The sequence below is a fragment of the Flavobacterium sp. LC2016-13 genome, assembly GCF_009707955.1.
In the GTDB taxonomy this organism is placed as follows: Bacteria; Bacteroidota; Bacteroidia; order Flavobacteriales; family Flavobacteriaceae; genus Flavobacterium.
The window spans coordinates 167,352-186,661 of sequence record NZ_WMDQ01000008.1; the positions used below are offsets into that span (position 1 = coordinate 167,352).

Genomic DNA, 19,310 nt, shown 5'->3' on the forward strand with positions numbered 1-19,310 from the left:
TTCTTTTAAGATAGTATAGGAAAACTTCGATCTTCTAAAACAAAAAAGCCACTCAATTGAGTGGCTTTTGATGTGATCCCAGAAGGATTCGAACCTTCGACCTACGCATTAGAAGTGCGTTGCTCTATCCAGCTGAGCTATGGAACCAAAATAAGTTTTTTAATAAAAACCCTTTAAAAAAAAGTCGGGGTGGCAGGATTCGAACCTGCGGCCTCCTGCTCCCAAAGCAGGCGCGATAACCGGGCTACGCTACACCCCGAGGCAAAAACTAAGCGGAGAGACAGGGACTCGAACCCTGGCGACGGTTACCCGTCGACAGATTAGCAATCTGCTCCATTACCGCTCTGGCACCTCTCCAAGCTCAAGGAACGTGTCCTGTTTTGCGGTTGCAAATGTAAGTCAACATTATATTTCTCACAACTATTTCTGTGCTTTTTTTTATCTTTTTTCAATCTTTTTTTTAAACCGCTTAACAATCAAACAAATAGAATTAACAAAAAATTGATATTAAATTTAAAATTCAATCGAATTGGTTCAAAATTTGAATTTATTCAAATAAAGAGTAAATTTGCTTGATTAACTAATATTAACAGAAAATGAACAAAAGAGTTGTTATCGTTTCTGCCGTTAGAACACCTATCGGAAGTTTCATGGGAGGGTTATCTACCGTACCCGCACCAAAATTAGGCGCTGCCGCAATAAAAGGAGCCCTTTCAAAAATTAACCTAGATCCAAAATTAGTTGATGAAGTTTTCATGGGGAACGTAATCCAGGCAGGCGTTGGACAAGCTCCGGCTCGTCAGGCTGCACTTTTTGCCGGATTATCTGAAGAAGTTGTCGCTACAACCGTAAACAAAGTTTGCGCCTCTGGAATGAAAGCTGTAATGTTTGCCGCACAGGCAATTGCTTGTGGAGATGCTGAAATCGTCGTTGCCGGTGGAATGGAAAGCATGAGCTTAATTCCGCACTACGTACAAATGCGTGCCGGAAACAAATTTGGCCCGGCTACTATGCTCGACGGAATGCAAAAAGATGGTTTGACAGATGCTTACGATAACAACGCAATGGGAGTTTGCGCTGATTTATGTGCAACTGAATACAACATCAGCCGTGAAGAACAGGATAATTTCGCCATTCAATCTTATGAAAGAAGCGCAAAAGCCTGGGATGCCGGAAAATTTGACAATGAAGTTGTTCCAGTTGAAGTGCCACAAAGACGTGGAGAACCAATTATATTCTCAAAAGATGAAGAATATACCAATGTAAAATTGGATAAAATTCCTTCATTAAGTGCTGTTTTCACAAAAGACGGAACCGTTACGGCTGCCAATGCTTCAACAATCAACGATGGTGCTGCAGCTTTAGTTTTAATGTCTGAAGAAAAAGCAATTTCATTAGGATTAAAACCTTTAGCTTTCATAAAAGGATATGCAGATGCTGCACAGGAACCAAAATGGTTTACAACAAGTCCGGCAAAAGCTTTACCAAAAGCCTTAGACAAAGCAGGAATTGCAATTGGAGATGTTGATTATTTCGAATTCAACGAAGCATTCTCAGTTGTTGGTCTTGCCAATTCAAAAATCTTAAATCTTGATAACAATAAAGTAAACGTAAATGGTGGTGCAGTTTCATTAGGACATCCTCTTGGTTGTTCAGGAGCGCGTATTATCGTAACTTTACTAAATGTTTTAGAACAAAACAATGCAAAAACCGGAGCTGCTGCAATTTGCAATGGCGGCGGCGGAGCATCTGCAATTGTTATCGAAAGAGCTTAATAATACAATAAATCAGGAGTTATTTAGAAAACAGATAACTCCTGATTTCAACTTATAAATTACCTTAAATGTTCGGAATTTGCAATCTAGCCATAGTACCCGTTCGATCTGAGCCAAGTGACAGAAGTGAAATCGTTACACAACTTTTGTTTGGCGAACACATCGAAATTTTAGAACGCCAAAATCAATGGTCTCGAATAAAAATTCAGTTTGATGATTATATAGGCTGGGTAGATTCTAAACAATATCAGGTAATTTCTGAGGCAAATTATAATCTATTAAGCAAAGAAGCCATTATTTTAAATGCAGATTTAATCGATTATATCACTGCACCCGATAATTTATTACTGCCAATTCCGCTTGGTGCTTCTTTAACTTTCTTGAACAACAGCGAAATCAACACTTCAAATTTTGATTTTGAAGGAACCAAAACCAGCGGTACAAAACCAAAAAACGCACTTATAAATACTGCTTTTATGTATTTGAACGCACCTTATTTATGGGGCGGAAAAACACCATTCGGAATCGATTGTTCTGGTTTTACGCAAATGGTTTACAAACTAAACGGATACAAAATTCACCGCGATGCCTCACAACAAGCGCTTGAAGGCGAACCTTTAAGTTTTATTGAAGAAAGTGAAGCCGGAGATTTGGCTTTTTTTGACAATGAAGAAGGCAACATCATTCACGTGGGAATTATAATGGAAAATAATTACATCATTCACGGAAGTGGAAAAGTCCGCATCGACCGCTTAGACCATCTAGGAATTTATAATGCTGAACTTAATAAACACACACATAATCTTCGTGTGATTAAGAAAATAATTTAATTTTATCAACTCACTAAGCATGAAATTTTTTGATTTTTTATTAAAAACAAAGGATAAAAAATCAAGAGATTTTATAAGTCCTGATTTTGAAATTTCAATTGAAAAAGCAATCTCTTTTATTGAATCTTCAGATACAGATCTTAATGAAGATACTTTGTTTGAAAAACTATGTGAAATATGTAAAAATGACTTTGAAGCACAGGAAATATATGTTTTTCTTCCTATAGCATTTGTTAGATTAGCGTATCCTAAAATAAACTGGCTTGAAACATACAATGAAGTGTACTCAAATAAAAAACAAACCAAAAAAGAATTTGCAACCACAAAATCTTATCAAATCATTCTAAAAATTTCTGAAAAATATTTTCAAAATCCATCCAAAGAAACTATTATAAAAATCGCAGGAAGAAGTGCAGAATTTCACGCAATGAACCAGCTATTTCTTGATAATAAAAATGCGCAATTAGAAGACATAAAATTTACAGAGACTACAGTAATTAGATAATCAGTTCAATACATTTAGAGTGAAAAATCTACAAATAAAAAAATCCGCAATAATCCGTGTTTTCGCTTGCGAATCCTCGTCATCCGTGTGCCAATTCATCACGCACTAATACGAATCGTCTTTCTAAACTCTGAAGGACTATTCCCTCTTTGTTTTTTAAAGAATTTATTAAAGTGGCTTTCATCCGTAAAACCAAATTCATACGCAATTTCATTAATACGCTTATCGCTAAATTGTAAACGATGTTCAATCAATTTCGTTTTATAATTACTGATATATTGCTGCATGGTTTCGCTGGCATGTTTCTTAAAATAACGCCCTAAATACGTATTCGAAATTCCGAAATAATCACTAATAGATTCCGCTTTAATCTTCTCAGGATAATAAATATTAGTTTGAATATATTGTAAAATATCCATTGCTCTGGCTTCAGAATTAATACTTACCTGCTCCGGCAAATACTTCGCAATATTTCTTGCTACAATAATAATCAACGTATTAACCAATTGCTGAATCAACTCTTTATTATAAACATCTTTATCCTGATGTTCACGAATAATAGCTTCAACCATAACTTTTACCAAACATTTATCAGCATGATTTTTTAAAATACAACCAGGCTGATGATTCGCGTTTTGCAAAATATATTCTAAACGCTGAATATTCTCGTTTTGAAGACTGGAATTCTTCAAATAAATATCATTAAACCTCAAAAAGAAAAACTTCGTTTCGGTTTCAATTGTAAAATTATGACAATCCTCAGGCGTTAATAAAAACATGTGTCCCGCATCATATTCAAAAATATTTTTGTTGATACACTGCGTTCCAGTTCCGCCCAAAATATAAACCAATTCAAAGAAATTATGACGATCTCCAACATCCGGATATTCATCCAATGTTTCAAAAGATACTGTAAACGGTTCATATAAATTTTCTTTTTTCATAATCTGCAGCAATTAATTCAGGATGCAAATATACCTAAAAAAGACAAATATATACAATTTAACAGTTAAAAAAATGGTATAATTTTGTCAAATAATTTTAAGACATCAATTTTAACATCATGGAATATAGAAAATTAGGCAACTCAGAACTTGAATTATCAACTATAACTTACGGTGCATTTGCCATTGGCGGAAACATGTGGGGCGGAAACGAAAAGAAAGATTCAATCGACTCCATTCACGCTTCTATTGCGAATGGCGTAACCACAATCGACACCGCTCCTTTTTACGGATTTGGTTTAAGTGAAGAAATGATTGGCGAAGCTTTAAAATCTCAAGATCGTACAAAAGTACAATTGTTAACCAAATTTGGTTTGGTTTGGGACGGAAGTAACAATGGAAAAGGAGATTTCTTTTTTGATGCCGACGATAACGGAAAAAAATTAGCAATTTACAAATACGCCTCAAAAAACAACATCATAAAAGAAGTTGAAGAAAGCTTAAAACGTCTACAAACTGATTATATCGACTTATTGCAAATTCACTGGCCAGACTCCACTACTCCAATTCAGGAAACTATGGAAGCTTTAGAAATCCTTATTCAACAAGGAAAAATCAGAGCTGCCGGAGTAAGTAATTACAATGCAGAACAAATTAAAGAAGCACAAAAAACAATTCAGTTAGCTTCAAATCAAGTTCCGTTTAGCATGCTGAATCAGGCAATTCAAACCGATTTAGTTCCACTTACGATTCAGGAAAATATCGGAATTATTGCTTACAGTCCGATGGAAAGAGGTTTGTTAACCGGAAAATATTTTACTGACAGTAAATTAAAAGATAACGATCATAGAAATGGTTATTTCGGCCAATTCGATCTTCAAAAAGTAAAAACATTAGTCGAAGAATTAAGTTCATTGGCAAATGCAAAACACATTTCAATTTCGCAATTGGTATTGCGCTGGACAACTTTACAAAAAGGAATTACAATTGTTTTAGCCGGAGCAAGAAATGCCGAACAAGCAATATCAAACGCAAAAACAATGGATTTCGATTTATCAGCTTCAGAACTTGACTTCATTAATCAGGCGATTTCGAAACTGAAATAATATTTAAACACATAGAAGCATAGATTTTTCTTTGTCGGCAAAGGCGTTTCACTTGCATTAACAAACATAGGCTACACAATCTTGTCATTACTCGAAATGACAAACTTTGAAAACTATGTGTGAGAAACTAGTTTCTTTCAACTACCTTTTTTAGAAAAGAAAAATCTATGTTTCTATGTGTTTCAAAAAAATCTCAAAAAATTAAATAATTAGAATTTGGGCGTGCCCCTCCGGGTCGGGCTTTCGGCTAAATTCCCGATTAACAAAAACTACGGCTAAAAAGCCTTGTTTTTCTAAATCGGGAGATACCGCCTCTATCCCTCACGCAAACCAGATTCATCAGAACAAAAAGTAAAATGAAGAAAATTTTTATCATCAACGGAAGCCAAAATTTTGCGCATTCAGGCGGAAAATTCAATGAAACCGTTACCGATTGGACAATCGAATATTTAAAGAACAGTAACAAATTTGAAATTAAAACAACCGACATCAAACAAGATTTTGACTTAGACGTAGAAGTAGAAAAATTTGTTTGGGCAGATGTTGTAGTATATCATACTCCGGTTTGGTGGTTTCAATTACCAAATCTTTTCAAAAAATACATCGACGACGTTTTCACAGCCGGACACCAAAAAGGAATTTACAAAAGCGACGGAAGAAGTCGAGTAAATCCTGACATCAATTACGGAACTGGCGGAATGCTACACGGACGCAAATATATGTTGACTACAAGTTGGAACGCACCTGCAACAGCCTTTACACTTCCTGGAGAATTCTTCGAAGAAACATCTGTAGATCAAGGAGCTATGTTTGGTTTCCATAAAATGAATAAATTTGTAGGTATGGAAAAATTAAACAGTTTCCATTTCCACGACGTTGAAAAAGGTGCAACTGCAGAAAACATTGTCATCTTCAAAGAAAATTACACCAAACATTTAGAAGAAACCTTTAAAAACTTATAATCATGATCTCTATCACCGCAATTATAAAAAGCAAACAAGAAAACATTGAAGAAGTTAAAACCCTGATTCAAAATCTGGTTACACAAACAAGAAAAGAAGAAGCCTGCGTTCGTTACGATCTTCACACAAGCGAAAATGTTTTCATTATTTGGGAAGAATGGAAAGATCAGGCCGGACTTGATATTCACAACAATCAGCCTTATTTATTAGACTTTATTGCAAAAAGCGAAGCCTTAACTTCTGCACCAATTCAGGTTTACAAAACAATCCAAATACTTTAATAAATAAAGTTATGAAAGCACTTTTTACCAATACTTACGAATCTGAGTTCGTAAACACAGAAATTGAAAAACCAGCTCCTAAAAAAGGAGAAGTTTTAATAAAAATACACGCAAGTGGCGTAAACCCAATCGATAACAAAATAAGACTTGGACTTTCGCCTTACGCCTCTCCGGTTTTACCAGCGATTTTAGGAACTGATCTTGCCGGAGTTATTGAAGAAATTGGTGAAGGCGTAACGGATTTTAAAGTTGGCGACGAAGTTTATGGACTTGCCGGAGGCGTTTTAGGAGTTCAGGGAACTTTAGCTGAATATACTGCAGTTGATGCTGATTTATTAGCTATAAAACCAAAAAACTTAACCATGAAAGAAGCTGCGGGAATTCCGTTAGTTTTACTTACAGCCTGGGAAGGTTTGATTGACAGAGCAAAAGTTCAAAAAGGAGACAAAGTTTTGGTTCACGCCGGAGCTGGAGGCGTTGGACACATGGTTGTACAACTGGCTAAAATTTTTGGTGCCGATGTTTACGCAACCGTTTCTCCTCAAAAAGCAGAAATTGTAAAATCGTATGGAGCAACCGCGATTGATAAAAACACTCTCGTTGAAGATTACGTAAATCAATACACAGACGGAAAAGGTTTTGACATTATTTATGATACTCTTGGAGGTCAGTCGCTTGACGATTCATTTAAAGCAATTCGCCATTACGGGCAAATCAGCAGTTGTTATGCATTCGGAACTCATACATTAGCAACAAGTTCGCTTCGTTCTGCAAGTATTCACGGTGTTTTTGTTTTACACCCAATGATTGGGAACGAAGGAAGAAAACATCATGGAGATATTTTAAAAGAAACTACAAAATTAATTGAAGAAGGAAAGCTTAAACCTTTAATTGATCCAAGAAAATTTACCTTAGACAATGCAATGGAAGCGCATAAAGCAGTAAGTGATGGTTCTGCAATTGGAAAAATTGTTGTAGATATAATTTAAGTTTTTTTTGCCACGAATTGCACGAATTAGCACTAATTTTTATTTGCAAATAAAAATTTAATTCGTAAAAATTCGTGGCAAACATTTTTATTTAATTCCGCCAAAAGCACCAAAACACATATTCTTGTGTAAAATTTCGACGCTTTTAAAATCCACTTTTTTCATCAAATCCAATTGGTAATTCATTGATCTTGGTGTATCTTCTTTGGCAATATAATCAAATACATTTTGGCGATATTCAGCCCCTCCTATTCCTTCTAAATATTCACCATATCGCTGCCAGGTATATTCATTCAACAAATCAGTATCCTGCGTGATTAAATCTGAAATCATAAAACAACCGCCCGGTTTTAATAATTTAGACAACTTTATAAAAGTAGTTTCCCAATCTTCGTCATCTCTTAAATGATGTAAAACAGCTCCAGCCAAAATAATATCAAAACTATTTTCTTCTAAATCTACTTCTCGAATATCACCTTGTTTAATTTCGACATTTCCGTTTGTTTCAGCCGAAACTCTTTCAGAAGCTTTATTCAACATTGGCAAACTCAAATCGACCAAAGTACAATTCAAATTCGGTAATTTAGACAACATCATTAAAGTATAATTTCCTGCACCGCAGCCAATATCCAAAACATGAGTAGCATTCGGAACAATTCTTTTTGAAGCTTCCGTAATTAATTCTAACGAAACTTTAGCATCAATTGTAGACAATTGTCCCGTTTCTAAATTCGAAAATCGTTCGACATCGTTGTCAAATCTTTCCTTGATCTCTGTAATAGTTGATTTTTTCATATGTTTTGTTTTAGTTTTTCACGCAGATTTAAAATGATTAAAGCAGATTTAAAATGATTTTATTTTTTTTAAATAATTAAATGAAAATCTGCGCTTATCAGCTTAAATCTGCCAAATCTGCGTGAAACTTTTTTTTCAAAATTATTCTTTTAATATATACTTTAAAAATACTATTTTTATCAATTAATAATACTTTTAAAGTATCATGGAATTACGTCATCTAAAATATTTTCTGGCTGTAGCCGAAGAACTGAACTTTACAAAAGCTTCAGAAAAACTTTTTATTTCCCAGCCGCCATTAAGTCGCCAGATTATTGAACTCGAAGAAGAACTTCAGGCAAAGCTTTTCATTCGGAATAATAAAAAAGTAACACTTACTGAAGCTGGAAAATATTTTGAAAAAGAAGCAAAAGCACTTTTTCAGAATTTAGAACGTGTCTCATTGAAAACAAAGAAGATAGCTGAAAACATATCAGGCGAATTCAGGATTGCTTACATCAGTTCTATTTATTCGGCAGTAATTTCAGATTTAATCAAACATTTAAAAATACAATTTCCGTACGTGAATTTCAAGCTTTTTGAAATTTCGACAACAAAGCAAATCACCGCTTTAGAACAAGGAAAAATAGAAATGGGAATTATACGTTCACCAATAAAGTCTCCTAAAATAAAAACGCATTTATGGTTTCAGGATGGATTTTCATTGGTCTACAATAAAAATACCGTTCAAATAAAATCTGAAAAAGAAATTCTAAACCTAAAAGAGGAAACATTCGTATTTTTCAATAAAGATTACGCACCGCATTATCATGAAGTTTTATTAGAACTTTGTGCATTTTATGGCTTTACACCAAAGATAATTCACGAAGCGAACAATATCAATTCAATCGTGCAATTAGTCAAAAACGGATTAGGTATTTCGATTGTTCCTTCAAATATTGCAAAAAATAATCAAGATCCTGAAATTGGTTTTATCGAATTGAAAAAAGTCAATTTACGTACCGATGTTTCGATTATTACATCAAAAGAAGACGATTCTGAAATCACTAAAACTGCTGTTGATTTTTTGTTAAAAAAAGGATAGCCACGAATTCACGAATTTTACTTTTAAAATCTATGCGTAAACTAAGAAAAAGAAATTCGTGAATTCGTGGCTATAAAAAAAATCGTTACAATTTAGTACAGAAATCCGCATCATAAAAAGAGAACTTTTAAATACCTTAGCAAATAAATAAAATCAATATAAAAATGGCTGAACAATCTTCAATTCAGTGCCCAAACTGCGGAACTCCTATCGATGTCAATGATGTTTTAAAACATCAATTGGAAGACAGCATCCGTAAAGAATTTCAACAAAAAGCCAATGCTCAAACCAGAGAATTGGAGCTTAAAAACGAACAATTCGAAAAAGCCAAAACCGAATTTGAAGCCAAAAAGAAACAAGAAAACGAGCTTTTTGCAGAACGTTTAGAACGTGAAAAAAAGACTGCCGAAAAAGAAATTACTGAAAAACTGAAAACCAAACTCGACGAAGAAAACAAAGATCGTTTGCTTTTGATGGAAAAGGAACTTTCTGAAAAATCAGAGAAACTTCGCGAAATGAATAAAATGACGGGAGAAATTGCCAAACTTCAACGTGAAAAACTGGAGATGAAAGAAGCAATAGAAGCCGAAGCTCAAAAGCAACTCAACGCTACTTTGGTTCTGGAACGCGATAAAATTCGCAAACAGGAAGAAGAAAAAAACGAGCTAAAAATCAAAGAATACCAAAAACAATCTGACGATCAAAAAAAGCTGATTGAGGAAATGAAACGCAAGCAGGAACAAGGTTCTATGCAATTACAAGGCGAAGTAATGGAATTAGCGATTGAAGAATGGCTGGCAAATAATTTTCCGCTTGATAGTATTGATGAAGTTAAAAAAGGTGCAAATGGAGCCGATTGTCTTCAAATTGTAAACACGCGCGAACATCAAAACTGCGGTTCTATTTATTATGAAAGTAAAAGAACAAAAGCTTTTCAACCCGCGTGGATTGAGAAATTTAAAAATGATATTCGAACTAAAAGAGCTAATATTGGTGTTTTAGTAACTGAAGTTATGCCGGCAGGAATGGAAAGAATGGGCATGCGCGACGGCATCTGGATTTGTACGTATGAAGAATTTAAAGGTTTAAGTGCTGTTTTACGTCAATCCTTAATTCAGGTAAGTCAGGCTGTTCAGGCGCAGGAAAACAAAGGCGATAAAATGTCGATGTTGTATGACTTTTTAACCAGCAACGAATTCCGTTTACAAATTGAAGGAATTGTAGAAGGTTTCACCCAAATGCAAGGCGATCTTGATGCAGAAAAAAGAGCTATGCAGAGAATCTGGAAACAACGTGAAAAACAAATCGAAAAAGTAGTTCACAACACCTTAGGAATGTACGGATCGATTCGTGGAATTGCAGGAAATGCAGTTCAGACTGTACGAGCTTTAGAATTGGATTTTGTTGAAGGCGATGATGACGAAGATCCTAAAGAATTAGAATAATCTATAATTGGAAATAAAAAAGGCTTCGATTAATTTCGAAGCCTTTTATTTTAATTATCCTTTTTTGAAAGACATTGTAAGTCCAAACTGATTAGAAAGATAAAGCTTATTATTCTCAATAGAATAACCAGAAGTTGTTCTTAATAACTGTAGAAATTCAGTTTCTTTTTTTGCATCACATTTTTTAGTTTCAGCTGAAAGATTTGGAAACTGAAGTTTTCCTGCAGCATTTGATACCAAACTTCCTTTAATACCGTTGCATCCTGTTGATCCAGAAAAACTTGATGAATTCATTTGGATTTTTGGAGCGTTTGAAAAATCTTTATCAGTAATTACTTTTCCGTTTAAGTTTTCTAAAATCCAGGTTTGTTGTAATTTCTTTTCAACTGAGTTTTCATTAGTTGTAGCTACTGAATTTGTAGCTTTACTCGATTTGCAGCTGTAAATCAATGATACTGCAATAAATAACATTAAAATCTTTTTCATGTAAAATAATATAAGTTTTATTTTACAAAAATATATTGTCTCTAAACCAACCTTAGATACTAAAAGTTATTTTTAAGCCATTCTAAGACATTTTTAAAGTCTAAAGATTAATCTACCTTTCTAAAAACTAAAAGCTTAGCAGAAGGATTCGACAATGTTAATCTGTTATTTTCAATAGAATACGTGGTTGTACTTTGAAGTGCTTTAGTAAACTCTCCTTCTTTATTTCCAGGCGCGCACGCCATTAAAGTCGAAATAACTTTTGAAAATCGCAATAAATCTTTCTCATAAAAAATAGAGCCACTAATTGCATTACAGCCTCCATAACCCATAAATCTATTTTCGGCCGAGTTGATTTCAATTCTTGGTAATTCTCTTTGAAAATCAGTAACAAAAACCTTAAATCCGTTTAATTCTTCCAAAACCCAAATATCATGAAGTCGATAATCAGTATTATATTTTCCACAGCCCTCTATTTTTTTGCTTTCCAATTCTGAATTGTTTTTAATTTCTATCGAAACTTTATAAGGAGAAATTGCACCGGACATTGAATTCTGGCAATCTACTTGCTGAATTGTAATAGTAGCCGTCGAAGTTTCATTAGCAACTTTATACATCTTAACATTAGCATCCATCGCTTTAATTGCATCAACAGGTGCAAAAACAAGTTTTTCTTTTCCCGGAATCAAAGAAGTGAATATAATTTCATCATTCCCCATTTTTAAGCCCCAAAAAGGCTCGTTTCCGGTTGCTGTAAAATAATATTTCATCTCATCTTCCTGAGAACCATATTCAGAAGTAGTTTGTGTATTTGAAGTTTTGTCTGCTGTAGGTTTACAGCCAGCCATTACAGAAAGTAAGAGCAAAAGTGAAAGTATATTTTTCATAACGCTTTATTTGAAATAAGATCTTTTAACAAAATACAAGTAAAATTCTTATGAATTTACGACATTATTTTGAATTTATTATTTAGAATCTTTTCAAATTTAAAATAATTATCGATTCTATATTTGATTAAAAACCCGCACTACGTAAAAGATTAAATCAAAATACGTATTCTACAGAACTACTTCTACTTAAAAAAAAATAAAATAAATACGTATAACAATAAGTATAAATACTTATATTTGCGTGGTAATACTTAATTAAAGAAATCATGATTAGAGTAATAGTAGTTGGAAACGGCATGGTTGGTTATAAATTTTGCGAAAAATTCATTGCAAAATCAGGACAGGAAAAGTATCAAATTACCGTTTTTGGTGAAGAACCGAGGCGTGCTTACGATCGTGTTCACTTAAGTGAATACTTTGGAGGAAAAACGGCGGATGATTTATCACTATCAACAACCGAATGGTATGCCGAAAATAACATTATTCTAAACACATCTGAATTAATTACAGATATTAATCGTAACGAAAAAACAATTCATACACATTTAGAAAAAATACATACTTACGACTACTTAGTTTTGGCAACAGGTTCTTCTGCTTTTGTTCCGCCAATAGAAGGCGTCGAAAAAGAAGGTGTTTTTGTATACAGAACCATCGAAGATCTGGATGCTATTATGGTTTATGCCAAAAAGATAAAACAGAAAGGCGCAACCGAAGCCGCTGTTCTTGGCGGAGGATTATTAGGTCTTGAAGCAGCAAAAGCCGTTAGAGATTTAGGATTGAATCCGCATGTTGTCGAATTTGCTCCGCGTTTGATGCCGAGACAATTAGACAAAGGCGCAAGTGATATGCTTCAATCAAAAATTGAAGAATTAAACATTGGAATTCATCTTAACAAAGCAACACAATATATTGACGGAAAAGAAAGTATAACGGGAATGATGTTTGCTGACGACGAATTGTTAAAAGTAGACATGTTGGTTATTTCTGCCGGAATTAAACCTCGCGACGAACTGGCAAGAGTTTCAGGACTTGAAGTTGGTTTACGAGGCGGAATCGTGGTAAACAATCAAATGCAGACATCAGATCCTTCTATTTATGCAATTGGTGAAGCGGCACTTTACAACCAGAATATTTACGGACTTGTTGCTCCAGGTTACGAAATGGCTGATGTTGCTGCAGAACAAATCTTAAATGGTTCTAAAACCATGAGAGAAACCATTGATATGTCGACACAATTAAAATTAATTGGTGTTGAAGTGGCGAGTTTTGGTGATCCTTTTGTTGAAAATGAAAATGTAACTGCCATTATTTATGAGAATAAATTAAGCGGTGTTTACAAAAGAATCAACGTTACCAAAGATTCTAAAACACTTTTAGGCGGAATTTTGGTTGGAGATGCAAGCGATTATAATTCACTTTTCCAGATTTACAGCAACGCAATGGCTTTGCCAAAAAATCCCGAAGATTTGATTTTAGGTTCTCGCGATGGTTCTGAAGGTTCAAATTTAGGAAGTGTAATGGATTTACCAGATACAGCTGTAATTTGTTCCTGCGAAAATGTTACCAAAGGCGCTATCTGCTGTAAAATTTTAGACGAAAGCTGCGCTACTCTTTCAGACGTTGTCAAAACAACCAAAGCTACTTCTGGCTGTGGCGGCTGTAAACCAATGGTTTCAGATTTGGTAAAAGCAACTCAAAAATCACTTGGAAAAGAAGTTAAAGAAGTGATTTGTGAGCATTTCAATTATAATCGTCAGGAATTATTCGACTTGGTGAAAATCAATAAATACGAGAACTATTATGATGTTCTCGATCATCACGGAAGAGGAGATGGATGCGAGATTTGCAAACCAGTTGTCGCTTCTATTTTCTCTAGTATTTACAACGATACGGCAAATAAACACGTTACAACCCAAGATACAAACGATAGATTTTTAGCAAACATTCAACGAAACGGAACCTATTCTGTAGTTCCCAGAGTTGCCGGAGGTGAAATTACAGCTGAAAAATTAATTGTGATTGGCGAAGTGGCCAAACAATTCGATTTATATACCAAAATAACAGGAGCACAAAGAGTTGATTTATTCGGTGCGCATTTAAGTGATCTGCCTAAAATCTGGAAAATCTTAATTGATAATGGTTTTGAAAGCGGTCACGCTTACGGAAAATCGCTTCGTGCCGTAAAAAGCTGTGTTGGAAATGCGTGGTGTCGTTACGGAATGGACGACAGCGCAGGATTTGCCATCGAACTCGAAAACAGATACAAAGGAATCCGTTCTCCGCATAAACTAAAAGGTGGTGTCTCAGCCTGCATTCGTGAATGTGCTGAAGCCCGAGGAAAAGATTTCGGATTAATTGCGGTTGAAGGCGGCTGGAATTTATACATCGCTGGAAATGGCGGAGCAAACCCAAAACACGCTGTTTTATTAGCCGAAAAAATCGATAAAGAAACAGTTATCAAATACATGGACAGATTCTTAATGTATTACATCCGTACGGCTGGTCCGCTGATTAGAACTTCAACTTGGTTAGAAAAACTAGACGGCGGTTTAGAATATTTAAAAGAAGTAATAATCGAAGATAGTTTAGGAATCTGCGAAACATTGGAAGCCGAAATGCAAACTTTAGTGAACACTTTTGAATGCGAATGGAAACAGGTATTAGAAAAACCAAGATTATTAAAACGCTTTAATCATTTTGTAAACTCAGACGAGAAAGACGAAAATGCAGTTTTTGTTCCGTTAAGAGATCAAAAAGCGCCAAAAGCTTGGACTTAAAAATATTTTTTTAACACATAGAGACATAGATTTTGAAAACCTAATAAAGGCGTTTCACTTGCATTAACAAACATAGACAGCTATGTGTTAGAAACTAGTTTCTTTTAATTCTCTTTTCAAAAACAAAAAGCAAAAAAACCTATGCTTCTATGTGTTTAAAAAAACAGCTCCAAAAAACAAAAAAATATCAAAACGTTTGCTGTCCTTCTTACCCTCTTTTTTACTGCGCCATCAAAACTCTCTTGATTGTAAAAAGAGGGCTAAGAAACAGGAAATCAAAACAAAATTACAATGGAAGAAATCTTAAATCAATACGAAACAGTTCATGCGAGCGATGCAACAATTTGGTTTAAAGCGGGTAAAGTTGAAGATTTTCCAACTAATCGCGGCGGCTGCATTAAATACAAAAACAAGCAAATTGCTATTTTCAATTTCACACGCCGTAACGAATGGTACGCCTGCCAAAACGCATGTCCGCATAAAATGGAAATGGTACTTTCAAGAGGAATGACAGGATCTACAGATGATATCCCGAAAATCGCCTGCCCAATGCATAAAAAGACTTTTTCATTAATTGACGGTGCTAACTTAAATGGTGACGATTTTAAAATTGCAACGTACCCAATTAAAGTAGTTGAAAACGAAGTATATGTTGGGTTTGTAGATTAGCCTTTTAAGATGAAAGAAGCAAGATGCATGATGATAAAAGTTTTTCAAATCTTGCTTCTTTCATCTCACTTTAAACTTTTCTACTAATTTACGTATCTTTGAAATTCTATTATCAAACCAAAAAATGACTACACCTTTTCAAAAAGCAAGCGAATGGATTGATGCTGAAAACGCACAAGATTCAAATATCGAAATTGACCAAAACAAAGAATATCCAAAAGAATTATTGTATTCAAACAGGATGTACGAAAAACTGATGCAGTTCGAACCAAATGCTTCAGAAGAAATCCAGATCGCGTCAAAAGCTCAACACATCTGTCGATGGAAAGTTGCCCGCGAATCGTACCCAATGGATCGCGTTGGTTATTTGAAATGGAGAGAAGAATTGAAGAAATTCCACGCAAAAACTACAGCCGAAATTCTTGAAAAAGCAGGTTACGATCAGGCTTTTATCGATCGCGTTTCCTTTTTAATAGAGAAAAAATTACTTAAAAAAGACCATGAAACACAATTATTAGAAGATGTAATTTGTCTCGTGTTTTTAGAATATTATTTAGAACCTTTCGTTCATAAACACGACGAAGAAAAGCTAAAAAACATCATCAAAAAAACCTGGGATAAAATGTCGGATAAAGGACATCAGGAAGCCTTAAAAATCAACTATTCTGAAGAAAATTTAAACCTTATAAAAGCTTCTTTAGGATTGTAAAACGAGTATGAAAAAAAGCAATCAGGAAGAAGATAAAATCACATTCAAAAATTTACGCCGTTTGTATTTTTTTGCACTTCTTACTATTGCCTTAACCATAATTATCAGTCAGGTTTTAGTACAATATAATCTGAATCAGCAGTTAAGCGATTCTAAAATCATCAACTTTTCGGGAAAACAAAGAATGCTGAGCCAGAAAATCGTCAAAGAAGTTCTGATTCTACATTACGTTTCTGATACCGCTTCGGCAAAGCAAATTTCACATTTACAAGATGTTTTATCACTGTGGAAAAAAAACCAAAATGCACTCGAAAACGGTAGCGATAGTTTGGCTTTTCCAAAAGAAAAATCAGAAACACTTTCTAAATTATATCTGGAAATCAATCCGATTTTCAATAAAATTGCGCAAACAACCGATACATTTTTATTGAATTTAAAGCAGAAAAAACAATCCGCAGAAAATCAAAAACTCGTACAGATTATTTTAGAAAACGAAGGTTCTTTCCTTTCAAAAATGAATCAGATTGTAACACAATACGATCTTGAAGCACACGAAAAAGTAACCGAACAGCGCAAAATAGAATACTGGATTTTCGGTTTTACATTATTGGTGCTGCTTTTAGAATTCTTCTTCATTTTTAAACCCACAAATAAAAAGATAGAACGATTAATTACAAGACTTTTATCTTCAGAAAAAAAAGCTTTAAAACTGGCATACGATACCGAAATCATCAGCGAAATCAAAGAAAATTCGGTTAAAGAATTAAAATCGCTCAACTACGCAATGGAAAACACATTGCTTTATTGCCGTGTTGCGCCCGATGGTTCGATTATTCATATTGGAGAAAAATTCGCTAAACTTTTAAATTATACCAAGTTTTCATCCAACAAAAAATTCTCTGAAGTTTTAACGATTGACGAAAAAGAACAAATCAATATTGACCGACTTATTTTCGAAAAACAACGCAGTGGCTGGCAAGGCGAAATCAAAATTCTAAACAGAGACGATCAAACCATTTGGCTCGATTTATCAATGGTTCCCGTAACGATTAAAAAAGACGAACTTGAACTTTTAATTGTTTGTTTTAATATTACTGAACGCAAAAAAGCGCAACGCGAAGTTGAACGTTTGAATCTCGAAAACATTACCGAAAAAATCAATCAGCAAAAGATTATTTCGAGTAAAATTGTTGAAAATCAAGAAAATGAACAAAACCGAATCGCCAAAGAAATTCACGACGGAATTGGCCAAATGCTTACCGGTTTAAAGTTCAGTCTGGAAAGTATTAATCTGGATGATCGAGAAAAATCAGAACAAAAAATAGAATACCTAAAAAAACTTTCCCTAGATATTATAAAAGGAGTCCGCACCGCGACTTTCAACTTAATGCCTCCCGAATTAAGCGATCACGGAATCGTTTCTTCCTTGGCAAAACTAACGCAGGAACTTTCAAAACTTACCGGAAAAGAAATCCTTTTCTACAACAAAACCAATTTCGACCAGCGTTTAGATTCCCTAATCGAAATCAATATTTATCGACTTACACAAGAAGCCATAAACAACGCTATAAAATACGCTGAATCATCGCATATTATTGTACAACTTTCTCACAGCGAAACACTTTTAAGCATCATTATCGATGATAACGGAAAAGGTTTCGACATCAATGCAGTCGACAAAAAACGCAACAGCGAATCCGGAATGGGATTGTTATTTATGAAGGAAAGAATTCAGTACATCAACGGCCGCGTTTTCTTCAATTCGATTCCGGGAGAAGGAACCAGAATTACGTTTAATATTCCGATTCTTAAATAAATTTGTCAATCATCAGGGCGAGACAACATTAGAAAAAGTGGGCAAACATACTTTATCTATATTCGCCCACTTTCCCTAATGCTGTCGGGCTATCCGGGCTACTTCGGTAGCTTCCTCCTATCCCTCTCGCGAGCAAACGTTTTCAAAAGAGATTTTGAGTGTATATGAGAGTTAAAATAAAACAAATCAATTGCCTCCTGCTTTAGCTGGAGGTATACAAACAAGTATCAAAAGGGCTTTAGCCAAACTTACACATTTGGCTAAAGCCCTTTGTGTTATCTACAAAACCCTCCAGCTAAAGCAGGAGGCAATTAAAAATCAAACTTTGTCAAAGTTGAGCACAATATTGTCAGGCTGAGCGATCCCGAGGCTTCGGGATCGCTCAGCCTGACAATTATTTAATTTGGTATTTAAATATTGGAGTTTTCAATTTGAAAAAAATTGAAAATTAAAATCTAAAAAATTACGTATCTTAGCATCATATTTATAGATGAATATACGTAAAAATACAGAAATCTAATTAAGTAAATTATGAGTAATATCATTCGTGTAGTATTGGCAGATGACCATGTTTTTGTTAGAGACGGAATCAAATCTTTACTCGAAAACGAAGCAAACATTGAGGTTGTAGGCGAAGCAATTGATGGCGCCGATGCACTTGATGTTGTAGCCGAAAGCAAACCAGATTTACTTATAGCCGATATTCGTATGCCAAATCTAACGGGTATCGAACTAGTAGAAAAACTTAGAAGTGAAAATAACAACGTAAAAATCATCATGCTTTCGATGCACGAATCGGAAGAATATGTATTGAAATCCATAAAAGCCGGAGCCGATGGCTATTTACTAAAAGGTTCCAGTAAAGAAGAATTCTTAAAAGCTTTGCATACCGTTGCTGCAGGCGGAAAATATTTTAGTGGAGACATTTCTTCTATCTTAATCAGTCAATTAACAAATCCTTCAACATCATCAGAACCGAAACAAAGTTTAGGAGAAGAAATGATGATTACCAAAAGAGAAAAAGAAATTCTGACATTGTTATTATCCGGAAAAGGAAACAAAGAAATTGCTGAAGCTCTTGAAATCAGTAAACGAACTGCCGAAGTACATCGTTTTAATTTGATGAAAAAACTGAAAGTGAAGAATTTAATGGAACTTTCTAATAAAGCGGCCGAATATTCGCTTTTATAATTCTGTTTAAAGCTTAAAAATAGCATTGCAAAAATAGTATTTCGATAAAATAA

The 19,310-nt window shown here is 34.4% G+C and carries 18 protein-coding genes and 3 tRNA genes; 14 read left to right on the forward strand and 7 right to left on the reverse strand.

The window, feature by feature from the left end; translation table 11 throughout:
• Window positions 1-73: 73 nt before the first annotated feature.
• The 3 genes from GKZ86_RS16845 to GKZ86_RS16855 form a co-directional block, all read right to left on the reverse strand.
• Window positions 74-147 (reverse strand) — tRNA-Arg (locus tag GKZ86_RS16845).
• A 37-nt stretch (window positions 148-184) separates the two neighbouring features.
• Window positions 185-259, reverse strand: a tRNA-Pro gene (locus tag GKZ86_RS16850).
• A 14-nt stretch (window positions 260-273) separates the two neighbouring features.
• Window positions 274-357 (reverse strand) — tRNA-Ser (locus tag GKZ86_RS16855).
• A 239-nt stretch (window positions 358-596) separates the two neighbouring features.
• Here GKZ86_RS16855 and GKZ86_RS16860 point away from each other — a divergent pair.
• The 3 genes from GKZ86_RS16860 (at window position 597) to GKZ86_RS16870 (ending at window position 3,110) form a co-directional block, all read left to right on the forward strand.
• Complete coding sequence (locus GKZ86_RS16860) at window positions 597-1,775, forward strand: acetyl-CoA C-acyltransferase (protein WP_154784235.1); 1,179 nt, start codon at window positions 597-599, stop codon at window positions 1,773-1,775.
• 68 nt (window positions 1,776-1,843) lie between these two features.
• The gene (locus GKZ86_RS16865; protein WP_154784236.1) at window positions 1,844-2,605 is read left to right on the forward strand and encodes a C40 family peptidase; all 762 of its coding nucleotides are present in this window, start codon (window positions 1,844-1,846) and stop codon (window positions 2,603-2,605) included.
• Window positions 2,606-2,624: 19 nt separating this feature from the next.
• On the forward strand, window positions 2,625-3,110 hold the full coding sequence (locus GKZ86_RS16870) for a hypothetical protein (protein WP_154784237.1): 486 nt from the start codon (window positions 2,625-2,627) through the stop codon (window positions 3,108-3,110).
• A gap of 98 nt (window positions 3,111-3,208) precedes the next feature.
• Here GKZ86_RS16870 and GKZ86_RS16875 read toward each other — a convergent pair whose 3' ends face one another.
• Window positions 3,209-4,054: an AraC family transcriptional regulator gene (locus GKZ86_RS16875; RefSeq protein WP_154784238.1), complete on the reverse strand. Its 846-nt coding sequence runs from the start codon at window positions 4,052-4,054 to the stop codon at window positions 3,209-3,211.
• 119 nt (window positions 4,055-4,173) lie between these two features.
• On the opposite strand from GKZ86_RS16875, the gene GKZ86_RS16880 reads away from it, so the two are divergent.
• From GKZ86_RS16880 to GKZ86_RS16895, 4 genes are all read left to right on the forward strand, one after another.
• Window positions 4,174-5,160 (forward strand): aldo/keto reductase, encoded by a 987-nt coding sequence (locus tag GKZ86_RS16880; protein WP_154784239.1) that lies wholly within the window; start codon window positions 4,174-4,176, stop codon window positions 5,158-5,160.
• 356 nt (window positions 5,161-5,516) lie between these two features.
• Window positions 5,517-6,122 carry an NAD(P)H-dependent oxidoreductase gene (locus GKZ86_RS16885; protein ID WP_154784240.1) on the forward strand — a complete coding sequence of 202 codons (606 nt, stop codon included), beginning with the start codon at window positions 5,517-5,519 and terminating at the stop codon, window positions 6,120-6,122.
• A gap of 2 nt (window positions 6,123-6,124) precedes the next feature.
• The gene (locus GKZ86_RS16890; protein WP_154784241.1) at window positions 6,125-6,403 is read left to right on the forward strand and encodes a putative quinol monooxygenase; all 279 of its coding nucleotides are present in this window, start codon (window positions 6,125-6,127) and stop codon (window positions 6,401-6,403) included.
• An 11-nt stretch (window positions 6,404-6,414) separates the two neighbouring features.
• Window positions 6,415-7,392 carry a zinc-dependent alcohol dehydrogenase family protein gene (locus GKZ86_RS16895; protein WP_154784242.1) on the forward strand — a complete coding sequence of 326 codons (978 nt, stop codon included), beginning with the start codon at window positions 6,415-6,417 and terminating at the stop codon, window positions 7,390-7,392.
• Window positions 7,393-7,479: 87 nt separating this feature from the next.
• Here GKZ86_RS16895 and GKZ86_RS16900 read toward each other — a convergent pair whose 3' ends face one another.
• Complete coding sequence (locus GKZ86_RS16900; protein WP_154784243.1) at window positions 7,480-8,187, reverse strand: class I SAM-dependent methyltransferase; 708 nt, start codon at window positions 8,185-8,187, stop codon at window positions 7,480-7,482.
• Between the two features lie 205 nt (window positions 8,188-8,392).
• Between GKZ86_RS16900 and GKZ86_RS16905 the strand changes: the two genes are divergently transcribed.
• Both GKZ86_RS16905 and GKZ86_RS16910 read left to right on the forward strand, forming a co-directional pair.
• Window positions 8,393-9,271 carry a LysR family transcriptional regulator gene (locus GKZ86_RS16905; RefSeq protein ID WP_154784244.1) on the forward strand — a complete coding sequence of 293 codons (879 nt, stop codon included), beginning with the start codon at window positions 8,393-8,395 and terminating at the stop codon, window positions 9,269-9,271.
• A gap of 164 nt (window positions 9,272-9,435) precedes the next feature.
• Complete coding sequence (locus GKZ86_RS16910; protein ID WP_154784245.1) at window positions 9,436-10,716, forward strand: DUF2130 domain-containing protein; 1,281 nt, start codon at window positions 9,436-9,438, stop codon at window positions 10,714-10,716.
• 54 nt (window positions 10,717-10,770) lie between these two features.
• On the opposite strand, the gene GKZ86_RS16915 is transcribed toward GKZ86_RS16910, so the two are convergent.
• Window positions 10,771-11,202 carry an META domain-containing protein gene (locus tag GKZ86_RS16915; RefSeq protein WP_154784246.1) on the reverse strand — a complete coding sequence of 144 codons (432 nt, stop codon included), beginning with the start codon at window positions 11,200-11,202 and terminating at the stop codon, window positions 10,771-10,773.
• A 107-nt stretch (window positions 11,203-11,309) separates the two neighbouring features.
• The gene (locus tag GKZ86_RS16920; RefSeq protein ID WP_154784247.1) at window positions 11,310-12,089 is read right to left on the reverse strand and encodes an META domain-containing protein; all 780 of its coding nucleotides are present in this window, start codon (window positions 12,087-12,089) and stop codon (window positions 11,310-11,312) included.
• Between the two features lie 269 nt (window positions 12,090-12,358).
• Here GKZ86_RS16920 and nirB point away from each other — a divergent pair, with 269 nt between their 5' ends.
• The 5 genes from nirB (at window position 12,359) to GKZ86_RS16945 (ending at window position 19,257) form a co-directional block, all read left to right on the forward strand.
• Window positions 12,359-14,872 (forward strand): nitrite reductase large subunit NirB, encoded by a 2,514-nt coding sequence (gene nirB / locus GKZ86_RS16925; RefSeq protein WP_154784248.1) that lies wholly within the window; start codon window positions 12,359-12,361, stop codon window positions 14,870-14,872.
• Window positions 14,873-15,163: 291 nt separating this feature from the next.
• The gene (gene nirD / locus GKZ86_RS16930) at window positions 15,164-15,541 is read left to right on the forward strand and encodes a nitrite reductase small subunit NirD (RefSeq protein WP_154784249.1); all 378 of its coding nucleotides are present in this window, start codon (window positions 15,164-15,166) and stop codon (window positions 15,539-15,541) included.
• Window positions 15,542-15,665: 124 nt separating this feature from the next.
• Window positions 15,666-16,250 (forward strand): DUF4202 domain-containing protein, encoded by a 585-nt coding sequence (locus GKZ86_RS16935; RefSeq protein WP_154784250.1) that lies wholly within the window; start codon window positions 15,666-15,668, stop codon window positions 16,248-16,250.
• A gap of 7 nt (window positions 16,251-16,257) precedes the next feature.
• The gene (locus GKZ86_RS16940) at window positions 16,258-18,066 is read left to right on the forward strand and encodes an ATP-binding protein (protein ID WP_154784251.1); all 1,809 of its coding nucleotides are present in this window, start codon (window positions 16,258-16,260) and stop codon (window positions 18,064-18,066) included.
• Between the two features lie 531 nt (window positions 18,067-18,597).
• Window positions 18,598-19,257, forward strand: a complete 660-nt coding sequence (locus tag GKZ86_RS16945; protein WP_154784252.1) for a response regulator transcription factor — start codon at window positions 18,598-18,600, stop codon at window positions 19,255-19,257.
• The last annotated feature ends 53 nt before the right edge of the window (window positions 19,258-19,310 follow it).

Bases quoted from the DNA above. Each gene is read 5' to 3' on its own strand.
- GKZ86_RS16940 (WP_154784251.1), top strand. From the start codon at position 16,258: ATGAAAAAAAGCAATCAGGAAGAAGATAAAATCACATTCAAAAATTTA.
- nirD (WP_154784249.1), top strand. From the start codon at position 15,164: ATGGAAGAAATCTTAAATCAATACGAAACAGTTCATGCGAGCGATGCA.
- GKZ86_RS16905 (WP_154784244.1), top strand. From the start codon at position 8,393: ATGGAATTACGTCATCTAAAATATTTTCTGGCTGTAGCCGAAGAACTG.
- GKZ86_RS16900 (WP_154784243.1), bottom strand. From the start codon at position 8,187: ATGAAAAAATCAACTATTACAGAGATCAAGGAAAGATTTGACAACGAT.
- GKZ86_RS16885 (WP_154784240.1), top strand. From the start codon at position 5,517: ATGAAGAAAATTTTTATCATCAACGGAAGCCAAAATTTTGCGCATTCA.
- GKZ86_RS16935 (WP_154784250.1), top strand. From the start codon at position 15,666: ATGACTACACCTTTTCAAAAAGCAAGCGAATGGATTGATGCTGAAAAC.
- GKZ86_RS16870 (WP_154784237.1), top strand. From the start codon at position 2,625: ATGAAATTTTTTGATTTTTTATTAAAAACAAAGGATAAAAAATCAAGA.
- GKZ86_RS16890 (WP_154784241.1), top strand. From the start codon at position 6,125: ATGATCTCTATCACCGCAATTATAAAAAGCAAACAAGAAAACATTGAA.
- GKZ86_RS16865 (WP_154784236.1), top strand. From the start codon at position 1,844: ATGTTCGGAATTTGCAATCTAGCCATAGTACCCGTTCGATCTGAGCCA.
- GKZ86_RS16860 (WP_154784235.1), top strand. From the start codon at position 597: ATGAACAAAAGAGTTGTTATCGTTTCTGCCGTTAGAACACCTATCGGA.
- GKZ86_RS16880 (WP_154784239.1), top strand. From the start codon at position 4,174: ATGGAATATAGAAAATTAGGCAACTCAGAACTTGAATTATCAACTATA.
- GKZ86_RS16895 (WP_154784242.1), top strand. From the start codon at position 6,415: ATGAAAGCACTTTTTACCAATACTTACGAATCTGAGTTCGTAAACACA.
- GKZ86_RS16910 (WP_154784245.1), top strand. From the start codon at position 9,436: ATGGCTGAACAATCTTCAATTCAGTGCCCAAACTGCGGAACTCCTATC.
- GKZ86_RS16875 (WP_154784238.1), bottom strand. From the start codon at position 4,054: ATGAAAAAAGAAAATTTATATGAACCGTTTACAGTATCTTTTGAAACA.
- GKZ86_RS16920 (WP_154784247.1), bottom strand. From the start codon at position 12,089: ATGAAAAATATACTTTCACTTTTGCTCTTACTTTCTGTAATGGCTGGC.
- GKZ86_RS16915 (WP_154784246.1), bottom strand. From the start codon at position 11,202: ATGAAAAAGATTTTAATGTTATTTATTGCAGTATCATTGATTTACAGC.
- nirB (WP_154784248.1), top strand. From the start codon at position 12,359: ATGATTAGAGTAATAGTAGTTGGAAACGGCATGGTTGGTTATAAATTT.
- GKZ86_RS16945 (WP_154784252.1), top strand. From the start codon at position 18,598: ATGAGTAATATCATTCGTGTAGTATTGGCAGATGACCATGTTTTTGTT.